The following is a 12168-nucleotide window of genomic DNA, read 5'->3' on the forward strand; positions in this document are numbered from 1 at the left end:
TGGCGATTTCAAGGACGCCATCGCCAGCAAGCCGGCTCCTACAGGGGCGATGTCGTTTAGAACGAATCGCCTGGCACGCGAACGTAACCTTCCATCAACACCCTCGCACTGCGGCTCATGATGGCTTTGTTCACGGTCCATTCGCCGTTGACCAGACTGGCTTGCGCGCCAACGCGCAAGGTGCCGGACGGATGCCCGAAGCGCACCGCGTTGCGTTCGACGCCGCCCGCAGCAAGGTTCACCAAGGTGCCGGAAATCGCCGCCGCCGTGCCGATGGCCACCGCAGCGGTGCCCATCATCGCGTGGTGCAGCTTGCCCATGGACAACGCGCGCACCAGCAGATCGACATCAGCCGCCGCAACCGCTTTGCCGCTGGACGACACGTAATCAGCCGGTTTGGCCACGAACGCCACTTTCGGCGTGTGCTGACGCTTGGCTGCTTCGTCGACATTCGAAATCAGGCCCATGCGCAGTGCACCATAAGCGCGGATGGTTTCGAACATCAGCAAGGCTTTCGGATCACCGTTGATCGCGCCTTGCAGTTCGGTGCCCTTGTAGCCAATGTCTTCGGCATTGACGAAAATCGTCGGAATGCCGGCGTTGATCATGGTCGCCTTGAAGGTGCCGACGCCGGGCACTTCAAGGTCATCGATCAGGTTGCCGGTAGGGAACATCGACCCGCCACCGCCCTCTTCTTCCGCTGCCGGATCGAGGAATTCGACCTGCACTTCGGCGGCCGGGAAGGTCACGCCGTCCAGTTCGAAATCGCCGGTTTCCTGCACTTCGCCGTTGGTGATCGGCACGTGGGCGATGATGGTCTTGCCGATGTTGGCTTGCCACACGCGCACCACAGCCACGCCGTTGTGCGGGATGCGGCTGGCGTCCACCAAACCGTTGCTGATGGCGAACGAACCGACCGCCGCCGTCAGGTTGCCGCAGTTGCCGCTCCAGTCGACGAATGGCTTGTCGATGGAGACCTGACCGAACAGGTAATCGACGTCGTGATCGGCCTTGATGCTTTTCGACAGGATCACGGTTTTGCTGGTGCTGGACGTCGCGCCGCCCATGCCGTCGATTTGCTTGTCGTACGGGTCCGGGCTGCCGATCACGCGCAACAGCAAAGCGTCGCGGGCCGGGCCTGGAATCTGTGCGGCTTCAGGCAAGTCTTTCAGGCTGAAAAACACGCCTTTGCTAGTGCCGCCGCGCATGTAAGTCGCGGGGATTTTGATTTGCGGTGCATGAGCCATGGTGCTCGTTACTCCTGATCTGAAAGCAGACACGGGACTTGAAGTCCCGTGTCTGTACTGCGTGTGTTAAACGGCTACCGCCGACTCTTCGAGGAAGTCCTGGGCGAAGCGTTGCAACACGCCGCCGGCCTCGTAGATCGACACTTCTTCAGCGGTGTCGAGGCGGCAGGTCACCGGCACATCGACGCGCTCGCCGTTCTTGCGATGGATCACCAGCGTCAGCTCGGCGCGTGGCGTACGATCACCGATCACGTCGTAGGTCTCGCTGCCGTCGATGGCCAGGGTGTGACGGTTGGTGCCCGGTTTGAACTCCAGCGGCAACACGCCCATGCCCACCAGGTTGGTGCGGTGAATGCGCTCGAAACCTTCGGCGGCAATCGCTTCCACACCCGCCAGACGTACGCCCTTGGCCGCCCAATCGCGGGACGAACCCTGACCGTAGTCGGCGCCGGCAATGATGATCAGCGGCTGCTTGCGATCCATGTAGGTTTCGATCGCTTCCCACATGCGCATCACTTGGCCTTCCGGCTCGACGCGGGCCAGCGAACCCTGTTTGACCTTGCCGTTTTCCAGAACCATTTCGTTGAACAGTTTCGGGTTGGCGAAGGTTGCGCGCTGCGCGGTCAGGTGGTCACCACGGTGGGTCGCGTAAGAGTTGAAGTCCTCTTCCGGCAGGCCCATTTTCGCCAGGTATTCACCGGCGGCGCTGTCCAGCATGATCGCGTTGGACGGCGACAGGTGGTCAGTGGTGATGTTGTCCGGCAGCACCGCCAGCGGGCGCATGCCCTTGAGCGGACGCGCGCCGGCCAGTGCGCCTTCCCAGTACGGCGGACGGCGGATGTAAGTGCTCATTTCGCGCCAGTCGTACAGCGGCGCGACTTTCGGGCCGGTGTCTTCGTGGATGGCGAACATCGGAATGTAGACCTGACGGAACTGTTCAGGCTTCACCGAAGCTTTCACCACGGCGTCGATTTCTTCGTCGCTCGGCCAGATGTCTTTCAGGCGGATTTCCTTGCCGTCGACCATGCCCAGCACATCTTTTTCGATGTCGAAACGGATGGTGCCGGCAATCGCATACGCAACCACCAATGGCGGCGAAGCAAGGAACGCTTGTTTGGCGTATGGGTGAATCCGGCCGTCGAAGTTACGGTTGCCGGACAACACGGCCGTGGCGTACAGGTCGCGGTCGATGATCTCTTGCTGGATCACCGGATCCAGTGCACCGGACATGCCGTTGCAGGTAGTGCAAGCGAACGCCACGACGCCGAAACCGAGCTGTTCCAGCTCATCGGTCAGGCCGGCTTCGTCGAGGTACAGGGCGACGGTTTTCGAGCCCGGTGCCAGGGACGATTTGACCCACGGTTTGCGGGTCAGACCGAGCTTGTTGGCGTTGCGCGCCAGCAGGCCGGCAGCGATCACGTTGCGCGGGTTGCTGGTGTTGGTGCAGCTGGTGATGGCGGCGATGATCACCGCACCGTCGGGCATTTGGCCCGGCACATCGTCCCACTGACCGGAGATGCCTTTGGCCGCCAGATCCGACACCGCCACACGGGCGTGCGGGTTGCTCGGGCCAGCCATGTTGCGTACTACCGAGGACAGATCGAAAGTCAGGCCGCGCTCGTATTGCGCGCCTTTCAGACTGTCGGCCCACAAACCTGTGGTCTTGGCGTAGTTCTCTACCAACTGCACTTGCTCGTCTTCACGGCCGGTGAGCTTGAGGTAGTCGATGGTCTGCTGGTCGATATAGAACATCGCCGCGGTAGCGCCGTATTCCGGGGCCATATTGGAGATGGTTGCGCGGTCGCCGAGGGTCAGCGCTGCGGCGCCTTCACCGAAGAATTCCAGCCATGCGCCAACAACCTTTTGCTTACGCAGGAACTCGGTCAGCGCCAGCACCATGTCGGTGGCGGTGATGCCCGGTTGCAGCTTGCCGGTCAGTTCGACGCCGACGCTTTCCGGCAGACGCATCCACGATGCGCGACCGAGCATCACGCTCTCCGCTTCCAGGCCACCAACGCCGATGGCGATCACGCCCAGCGCATCGACGTGCGGGGTGTGGCTGTCGGTGCCGACGCAAGTATCAGGGAAGGCCACGCCGTCACGCACCTGGATCACCGGAGACATTTTCTCCAGGTTGATCTGGTGCATGATGCCGTTGCCCGGCGGGATCACGTCGACGTTCTTGAACGCCTTCTTGGTCCAGTTGATGAAGTGGAAACGGTCTTCGTTGCGACGGTCTTCGATGGCGCGGTTCTTCTCGAACGCCTCCGGATCGAAACCACCACGCTCGACGGCCAGGGAGTGGTCGACGATCAACTGGGTCGGCACTACCGGGTTGACTTGCGCCGGGTCACCGCCTTGCAGGGCGATGGCGTCACGCAGGCCGGCGAGGTCGACCAGTGCGGTCTGGCCGAGGATGTCGTGGCACACCACACGGGCCGGGAACCACGGGAAATCGAGGTCGCGCTTGCGCTCGATGAATTGCTTCAGGGATTCGGTGAGCGTGGCCGGGTCGCAGCGACGCACAAGGTTTTCCGCCAGCACGCGAGAGGTGTAAGGCAGGGTGTCGTAGGCGCCAGGCTGAATGGCTTCGACAGCCGCGCGGACGTCGAAGTAATCCAGTTTGCTGCCGGGCAGCGATTTGCGAAATTCTGTGTTCATCGTCGGGACTCGGTCACGGTAGTTACAAAAGGTGGGGCCTGGCACGGTCCTGAAGTTCACACAATCCACTGTAGGAGCGAGCCTGCTCGCGATGACTGAGTCATTTCCGACATTGATGTCGATTGACCCACCGCTATCGCGAGCAGGCTCGCTCCTACAGGGATCTGCGATTTTTTCAGATCCCTGCGCAAGCGCCCTCCTCGCTCAGCGTTGTTCGATTGGCACGAACTTGCGCTGTTCGACGCCGGTGTATTCGGCGCTCGGGCGGATGATGCGGTTGTTGGCGCGTTGTTCGTACACGTGGGCGGCCCAGCCGGTCAGGCGCGAGCAGACGAAGATCGGTGTGAACAACTTGGTCGGGATGCCCATGAAGTGGTACGCCGAGGCATGGTAGAAGTCGGCGTTCGGGAACAGTTTCTTCTGCTCCCACATGGTCTTGTCGATGGCTTCGGAAACCGGGAACAACACCTTGTCGCCCACTTCGTCAGCGAGTTTTTTCGACCAGCCCTTGATCACTTCATTGCGCGGATCGTTGTCCTTATAGATCGCGTGGCCGAAGCCCATGATCTTGTCCTTGCGTTCCAGCATGCCGAGGGTGCCTTTGATCGCATCTTCCGGCGACGAGAAACGCTCGATCATTTCCATCGCCGCTTCGTTGGCGCCGCCGTGCAGCGGACCGCGCAGCGAGCCGATGGCGGCGGTGATGCAGGAATACAGATCGGACAGGGTCGACGCGCAAACACGAGCGGTGAAAGTCGACGCGTTGAACTCGTGCTCTGCGTACAGAATCAGCGAAACGTTCATCACCTTGACGTGCAACTCGCTTGGCTTCTTGCCGTGCAGCAGGTGCAGGAAGTGGCCGCCGATGGACTGCTCGTCGCTCACGCACTCGATGCGCTTGCCTTCGTGGCTGAAGCGATACCAGTAAGTCATGATCGCCGGGAATGCAGCCAGCAGGCGGTCGGTCTTGTCGTGCTGCTCGGAGAAGTCTGCTTCTGGTTCCAGGTTGCCCAGGAACGAGCAGCCGGTACGCATCACGTCCATCGGGTGGGCGTCGGCGGGAATGCGTTCCAGCACTTCTTTCAGGGCTTGCGGCAGGTCACGCAGCTTGCTCAGTTTGGTGATGTAGGCGTTCAGTTGCGCCTTGCTCGGCAGTTCGCCGTACAGCAACAGGTAGGCAACTTCTTCGAACTGAGCGTCAGCCGCCAGTTCACGAACGTCATAACCGCGATAGGTCAGACCGGCGCCCGACTGGCCCACGGTGGACAGTGCGGTTTGCCCGGCTACCTGGCCACGGAGCCCGGCGCCACTGAGTACTTTTGCTTCGGCCATTTGCTGTCTCCAATCTTGAATTTATTAGGGAAACTTGTAGGAGCGAGCCTGCTCGCGATGGTGGACGCTACACCTCGGCGCATCAGGGACACCGCGTTATCGTTGACGTCCATCGCGAGCAGGCTCGCTCCTACAGGGGGTTCATTACTTCTTCGCAGCAAACAACGCATCGAGCTTCTGCTCGAAGGTGTGGTAGTCGATGCGATCGTAAAGCTCCATGCGAGTCTGCATGGTGTCGATGACATTCGCCTGCGTGCCATCGCGACGCAGCGCGGTGTAGACGTTTTCCGCCGCCTTGTTCATGGCGCGGAAAGCCGACAGCGGGTACAGCACCAGCGATACATCGGCACCGGCCAGTTGCTCGGTGGTGTACAGCGGCGTCGCGCCGAATTCGGTGATGTTGGCCAGGATCGGCGCTTTCACGCGGCTGGCGAACAGCTTGTACATGTCCAGTTCAGTGATGGCTTCCGGGAAGATCATGTCGGCGCCAGCCTCGATGCACGCAGCGGCGCGATCCAGTGCAGACTCCAGACCTTCCACTGCCAGGGCGTCGGTACGCGCCATGATCACGAAGCTGTCATCGGTACGCGCATCGACGGCAGCCTTGATGCGGTCGACCATTTCCTGCTGGGTCACGATCTCTTTATTAGGACGGTGACCGCAGCGCTTGGCACCCACCTGGTCTTCGATGTGAATCGCCGCCGCGCCGAACTTGATCATCGACTTCACGGTACGGGCCACGTTGAAGGCCGAAGAACCGAAACCGGTGTCCACGTCCACCAGCAGCGGCAGGTCGCAGACGTCAGTGATACGGCGCACGTCGGTCAGCACGTCATCCAGGCCGGTGATGCCCAGGTCCGGCAGGCCGAGGGAGCCAGCAGCCACCCCGCCACCGGACAGGTAGATCGCCTTGAAACCGGCGCGCTTGGCCAGCAGCGCGTGGTTGGCGTTGATCGCGCCGACCACTTGCAATGGATGCTCGCTGGCGACCGCATCGCGGAAACGCTGGCCTGGAGTGCTCTTGTTCAAACTCATGACTCACCTCGTTTGGCTGTCGGGTTGGCGCCGTCCTGGTAGTGACGGGCGATATTGCGTTTGGAAGCGCCGATGTGGCGGCGCATCAACAACTCGGCCAGTTCACCGTCACGGTCGGCGATGGCATCGAGAATTCGGTGGTGCTCGGCGAACGCCTGGTGGGGGCGGTTGGGCGTGCTGGAAAACTTCATCCGGTACATGCGCACCAGTTGATACAGCTCGCCGCAGAGCATTTGGGTCAGCGTGCGATTGCCGCTGCCCTGGATGATTCGGTAATGGAAGTCGAAATCGCCTTCCTGCTGGTAATAGCCTCGGCCGGCCTGGAAGGCCTCATCGCGCTCGTGGGTTTCGAGGACGCGGCGCAGTTCGTCGATTTCTTCGACGCTCATGCGCTCGGCAGCCAGACGACAGGCCATGCCTTCAAGGGATTCGCGGATTTCGTAGAGCTCGATCAACTCGGCATGGTCGAGCGATACCACCCGCGCCCCGACGTGAGGCACGCGCACCAGCAGGCGCTGGCCTTCCAGGCGGTGGATGGCCTCGCGCAGCGGGCCACGGCTGATGCCGTAGGTGCGGGCCAGCTCCGGCTCGGAAATTTTGCTGCCGGGGGCGATATCACCCTTGACGATGGCCGCCTGAATGCGTCGAAAGACGTTCTCGGAAAGTGTTTCCGAGTCATCCTGAACGATGAGCGGGGGATCCAGTTGATCCAACATATTGTCGACACCTTGAAAGCTAGTGCGGCAAAAACTAACCAAAACAGGCGCATCAGTCAAAGGATAATTCGATATTGTCGACAATCGTCTAATAACCAGATTCTTTGTAGGAGCCGGCTTGCTGGCGATGGCGCTGGGTCAGTCTATGGATGGGCGGCTGGGCAGGCGCTAACGCCAGCAGGCCGGCTCCTACGAAGACAATGCGACCTCATGGGTGCCTCATAGCGGCGGGCCAGCGCTGGCGCCATAAAACCACCGTGCTAGAATGCCGCCCGCATTTGTTGTCACATCTGCACGGCTTGTCATAAATAGCTGATAGGCCTACGAGGGAGCTTGCGCAGCGATGCCAGGGCCTTGAACCGAAATACGCACCGCTGCGCACCAGGATTTATGAGACTCAAGCCCTTCCCCACACTCCTTTCATTTCTTTGCCTGCCCGTTTTTGCAGTGGCGGGGGAAAAGACCGTGTACGGCCTCAATGAGTACGCATCGCTGGGCGGCATCGACCTGGAAGTGGCCGCCAAACTCGATACCGGCGCCAAGACCGCATCCCTGAGCGCCCGCGACATCAAACGATTCAAACGTAACGGCGAGTCCTGGGTGCGCTTCTACCTGGCCATCGACGCCGCCCATTCGCACCCGATCGAACGACCGCTGGCCCGCGTCAGCAAGATCAAGCGCCGGGCCGGCGACTACGATCCGGAAGAAGGCAAAAAGTACACCGCCCGTCCGGTGATCGAACTCGATATCTGCATGGGCTCGGCTTTACGCAGCATCGAAGTGAACCTGACCGACCGAAGCGCGTTCCAATATCCGCTTTTGATCGGCTCCGAAGCGCTCAAGCGCTTTGATGCGCTGGTCGACCCCAGTCTTAAATACGCTGCCGGCAAACCCGCCTGCGCCACCGACGCTCATACCGCAGAGTAATTCCAATGCGCTCTCTTACCCTTCATCTGAAAATGCTGATCGCCATCCTGGTGGTGCTGGGCATTTCAGTTACGGCCTATCAGATTTTCGTGCTGGGCATTCCCGTGACCGAGGACGCCACCGACGACTTGTGGAACATCGACGCCAAGGTCGAGTTCGTCGCCAGTGCCAAAGACCCGGTCAAGATCCAGATGTTCGTGCCACCGCTGAGCCGCGACTACGTCAGCCTCAACGAAAGCTTCATTTCCAACAATTACGGCGTAGCGGTGAACCGGGTCGACGGCAACCGCAAGGTCACCTGGTCGGCACGTCGGGCCAAAGGCAACCAGACGCTTTATTACCGCTTGGTGTTGACCAAGCGTTACAGCGCGGAAAAAGCCAAGGTCAAAGGCCCGACCTTCCGTGACAGCATCGCCATCGAAGGCCCGGAAAAAATCGCCGCCGAAGCTTTGCTCGCGCCGATCCGCCAGCATTCGGCTGACGTCGAGACCTTCATTGGCGAAGCCATCAAACGTGTCAACAATCTCAACGATGACAACGTGAAACTGCTGCTGGCGGGCGATCCGTCCACCGTGCAGAAGGCTCGGATTGTCGAACTGGTGCTGGCCATCGCCCACGTGCCGGTGGAAAAAGTCCACACCATCCGCCTCGTGGCCGATCAGCCACAAACCCCGGAACTCTGGCTGCGCAGCTTCAACGGCACCGACTGGCTGTACTTCAACCCGGAAACCGGCGAGCAGGGCCTGCCGACCGACCGCTTGCTGTGGTGGACCGGTGATGAAAACCTGATCACCGTCGATGGCGGCAAGAAAGCCACTGTCACTTTCAGCATGAACAACAGCGAAATGAACGCCATTCGCCTGGCCAAGCTGACCGACGAAAACACCGACGCCAACTTCCTCGAATACTCGCTGTACGGCTTGCCGCTGCAAACCCAGCAGACCTTCATGATCATGGTGATGATCCCGATTGGCGTGCTGGTGATTCTGGTCCTGCGCAACCTGATCGGCCTGCAAACCCTCGGCACCTTTACCCCGGTGCTGATCGCCCTGGCCTTCCGGGAAACCCAGCTCGGCTTCGGCATCGTGTTGTTTACGATCATCACGGCATTGGGGCTGTCGCTGCGCTCCTACCTGGAACACTTGAAGCTGCAAATGCTGCCGAGGTTGTCGGTGGTGCTGACCTTCGTGGTGGTATTGATCGCGGCCATCAGCCTGTTCAGCCACAAACTCGGCCTGGAGCGCGGGTTGTCGGTGGCGCTGTTCCCGATGGTGATTCTGACCATGACCATCGAACGCCTGTCGATCACTTGGGAAGAGCGCGGCGCCAGCCATGCGATGAAAGTGGCGATCGGCACCTTGTTCGCCGCCTCCCTGGCACACCTGATCATGAGCGTGCCGGAACTGGTCTACTTCGTGTTTACCTTCCCGGCGGTCCTGCTGATTCTGGTGGGCTTCATGCTGGCGATGGGTCGCTATCGCGGCTACCGCCTGACCGAACTGGTGCGCTTCAAGGCTTTCCTGAAAAAGGCTGACGCTTGATGTTCGGCTTCTGGAAGACCTGGAAGGCCCTGGAAGCCCGGGGCATCATGGGGATCAATCGGCGCAACGCAGACTACGTGCTCAAGTACAACAAGCGCAGCCTGTACCCGATCGTCGATGACAAAATCCTCACCAAGGAGCGCGCCATCGCTGCCGGCATTCATGTGCCGGAACTGTATGGCGTGATTTCCACCGAGAAGGAAATCGACAAGCTCGACGAGATCATCGGCGGGCGCAACGACTTCGTGATCAAGCCGGCACAGGGCGCCGGGGGCGACGGCATCATTGTCGTGGCCGACCGCTTCGAGGGACGCTATCGCACCGTGTCCGGCAAAATCATCGCCCACGAAGAGATCGAACATCATATTTCCAGCATCCTCACCGGCCTGTACTCGCTCGGCGGCCACCGCGACCGCGCGCTGATCGAATATCGCGTGATCCCGGACCAGATCTTCAAAAGCATCAGCTACGAAGGCGTGCCGGACATCCGCATCATCGTGCTCATGGGCTACCCGGTGATGGCCATGCTGCGCTTGCCGACGCGCCAGTCCGGCGGCAAGGCCAACCTGCACCAGGGCGCCATCGGCGTCGGTGTCGACCTCGCCACCGGCCTGACCCTGCGCGGCACCTGGCTGAACAACATCATCACCAAACACCCGGACACCACCAACGCGGTGGATGGCGTGCAACTGCCCTACTGGGACGGTTTCATGAAACTCGCCGCCGGGTGCTATGAGCTGTGTGGCTTGGGTTACATCGGTGTCGACATGGTGCTGGACCAGGAAAAAGGTCCGCTGATTCTGGAGCTCAATGCCCGGCCGGGGTTGAATATCCAGATTGCCAATGATTGCGGCTTGACGTTGCGCACCCATGCCGTCGAGGCGCGGCTGGAAGAGCTAAAGGCACGCGGCGTGAGCGAAACCGTCGAAGAACGTGTGGCGTTTGTGCAGGAGATGTTCGGGCATATTCCGCCGGTTGAGGGTTGATCCGAGACCGACGCGCTGCCATCGCTGGCAAGCCAGCTCCCACAGGGTTTGCACCATTATTGTGGGAGCTGGCTTGCCAGCGATGGCGGCCTCACAGCCACCACAGCCCTCAACCTGCCAATCCCCGACATCCCCTCTAGGACCAAATCCCGCAGAGGACTACAATCGCCACCCCGCCTCGATGGCTGATCCAACCCGCCCATGCTGACCTGTTCCGTACACCCGCTACCCTATCGCGCCAACCCCGCCGACTACTTCGCGGCCATTCGTCATGCCCCCGGCGCCGTGCTGCTTGACAGCGGCCGCCCCAGCGCCGAGCGCGGGCGCTTTGACCTGCTCAGCGCCTGGCCACTGGAACAACTGAAGGTTGCGTCTGACGAAAGTGGTGACGATTTCCTGCAACGCCTTCGCGACAATCTGACGCGACTCGGCGAAGCGACGGTTCCTTTTGACCTGCCGTTTGCGGGCGGTTTGATCGGCTACCTGAGCTACGACTTCGGTCGTCATCTGGAAAACTTGCCGAGCCAGGCGCAGGACGACCTGCAATTGCCGGATGCGCGGTTCGGCCTGTATGACTGGGCACTGATCAGCGATCACCACCAGGCCACCAGCCAATTGGTGTTTCACCCGACGCTGATCGACAGCGAGCGTCAGCGCCTGATCCAATTGTTCAGCCAGCCGGCGCTGGCAACGGCCGAGCCTTTCAAACTGCAAGCGCCGATGGCGGCTGACCTGAGCGCTGACGAGTATCGCCACGCCATCGAGCGTATTCAGCAATACATACAGGCCGGTGACTGCTATCAGGTCAACTTCGCCCAGCGTTTCCGCGCCGAGTGCCAAGGTGATCCGTGGACTGCGTACATGGCATTGCGGGCCGCATGCCCAACTCCGTTTTCCGGGTTCCAGACTTTGCCCGATGGCGGCGCGGTCCTGAGCTTGTCGCCGGAGCGCTTCGTCAAAATCAGTGAGCGTCATGTGGAAACCCGCCCGATAAAAGGCACCCGCCCGCGGGGCCTGAGCGCTGCCGAAGATGCTGCGAACGCCGCCGAACTGCTGGCCAGTCCCAAGGATCGTGCGGAAAACCTGATGATCGTCGATCTGCTGCGCAACGATCTAGGTCGCACCTGCCGCACCGGTTCGGTCCGGGTTCCGGAACTGTTCAGTCTGGAAAGCTACCCGAACGTCCATCACCTGGTGAGCAGCGTGACCGGCGAACTGGCGGATGGCCGTGATGCGCTGGACCTGATCGCCGGCAGCTTTCCGGGCGGTTCGATTACCGGCGCACCGAAGATTCGCGCGATGCAAATCATCGATGAACTGGAGCCGACGCGACGCGGGTTGTATTGCGGTTCGTTGTTGTATCTGGACGTGCGCGGCGAGATGGACAGCTCCATCGCCATTCGCAGCTTGCTGGTCAAGGATGGGCAGGTGTGTTGCTGGGGTGGCGGCGGGATCGTTGCCGATTCCGAGTGGCAGTCGGAGTATCAGGAATCGATCACCAAGGTGAAGGTGCTGCTCGATACCCTGCAAAACCTCTAAAAGCATCGCCAGCAAGCCGGCTCCTACGGTATTGCGACGATCCTGTAGGAGCTGCCGTGTTGCGGTCGAATTTTTTTAGACCATGATGTAGGAGCGTCGATCTAAGGAAGCATCATGGGTTATCGGGTTGTCACGTCAGAGGAAAAAGCAGAAGCCATTCGCTTGGTTGTGGAGATGCATTACT

General features: G+C 60.7%; 9 protein-coding genes. 4 read left to right on the plus strand and 5 right to left on the minus strand.

What is annotated here, in order from left to right:
- Positions 1-56: 56 nt before the first annotated feature.
- The 5 genes from prpF to KGB21_RS28935 all read right to left on the minus strand — a co-directional run bounded on the left by prpF (position 57) and on the right by KGB21_RS28935 (position 6988).
- Positions 57-1247, minus strand: a complete 1191-nt coding sequence (gene prpF, locus KGB21_RS28915) for a 2-methylaconitate cis-trans isomerase PrpF (RefSeq protein WP_223507500.1) — start codon at positions 1245-1247, stop codon at positions 57-59.
- Between the two features lie 66 nt (positions 1248-1313).
- Positions 1314-3908: a Fe/S-dependent 2-methylisocitrate dehydratase AcnD gene (gene acnD, locus KGB21_RS28920; protein ID WP_034147991.1), complete on the minus strand. Its 2595-nt coding sequence runs from the start codon at positions 3906-3908 to the stop codon at positions 1314-1316.
- A gap of 204 nt (positions 3909-4112) precedes the next feature.
- The gene (gene prpC, locus KGB21_RS28925) at positions 4113-5240 is read right to left on the minus strand and encodes a 2-methylcitrate synthase (protein WP_034147992.1); all 1128 of its coding nucleotides are present in this window, start codon (positions 5238-5240) and stop codon (positions 4113-4115) included.
- 144 nt (positions 5241-5384) lie between these two features.
- Positions 5385-6275, minus strand: coding sequence for a methylisocitrate lyase (gene prpB, locus KGB21_RS28930; protein WP_034147993.1), 891 nt, complete (start codon positions 6273-6275; stop codon positions 5385-5387).
- Positions 6272-6988 carry a GntR family transcriptional regulator gene (locus KGB21_RS28935; RefSeq protein WP_172668661.1) on the minus strand — a complete coding sequence of 239 codons (717 nt, stop codon included), beginning with the start codon at positions 6986-6988 and terminating at the stop codon, positions 6272-6274. The genes prpB and KGB21_RS28935 overlap by 4 nt, the downstream gene beginning before the upstream one ends.
- A 393-nt stretch (positions 6989-7381) precedes the next feature.
- Here KGB21_RS28935 and KGB21_RS28940 point away from each other — a divergent pair, with 393 nt between their 5' ends.
- The 4 genes from KGB21_RS28940 to pabB all read left to right on the plus strand — a co-directional run bounded on the left by KGB21_RS28940 (position 7382) and on the right by pabB (position 11984).
- Positions 7382-7918, plus strand: coding sequence for an ATP-dependent zinc protease (locus KGB21_RS28940; RefSeq protein ID WP_034147995.1), 537 nt, complete (start codon positions 7382-7384; stop codon positions 7916-7918).
- Between the two features lie 5 nt (positions 7919-7923).
- Positions 7924-9459 (plus strand): inactive transglutaminase family protein, encoded by a 1536-nt coding sequence (locus KGB21_RS28945; RefSeq protein ID WP_034147996.1) that lies wholly within the window; start codon positions 7924-7926, stop codon positions 9457-9459.
- Positions 9459-10445 (plus strand): alpha-L-glutamate ligase-like protein, encoded by a 987-nt coding sequence (locus KGB21_RS28950; RefSeq protein ID WP_034147997.1) that lies wholly within the window; start codon positions 9459-9461, stop codon positions 10443-10445. Before KGB21_RS28945 ends, KGB21_RS28950 begins: the two co-directional genes overlap by 1 nt.
- Positions 10446-10646: 201 nt before the next feature.
- Positions 10647-11984 carry an aminodeoxychorismate synthase component I gene (gene pabB, locus KGB21_RS28955; RefSeq protein ID WP_223507501.1) on the plus strand — a complete coding sequence of 446 codons (1338 nt, stop codon included), beginning with the start codon at positions 10647-10649 and terminating at the stop codon, positions 11982-11984.
- Positions 11985-12168 lie beyond the last annotated feature (184 nt).

Source organism: Pseudomonas sp. GL-RE-29, from assembly GCF_019947275.1.
Classification (GTDB): Bacteria; Pseudomonadota; Gammaproteobacteria; order Pseudomonadales; family Pseudomonadaceae; genus Aquipseudomonas; species Aquipseudomonas fluorescens_A.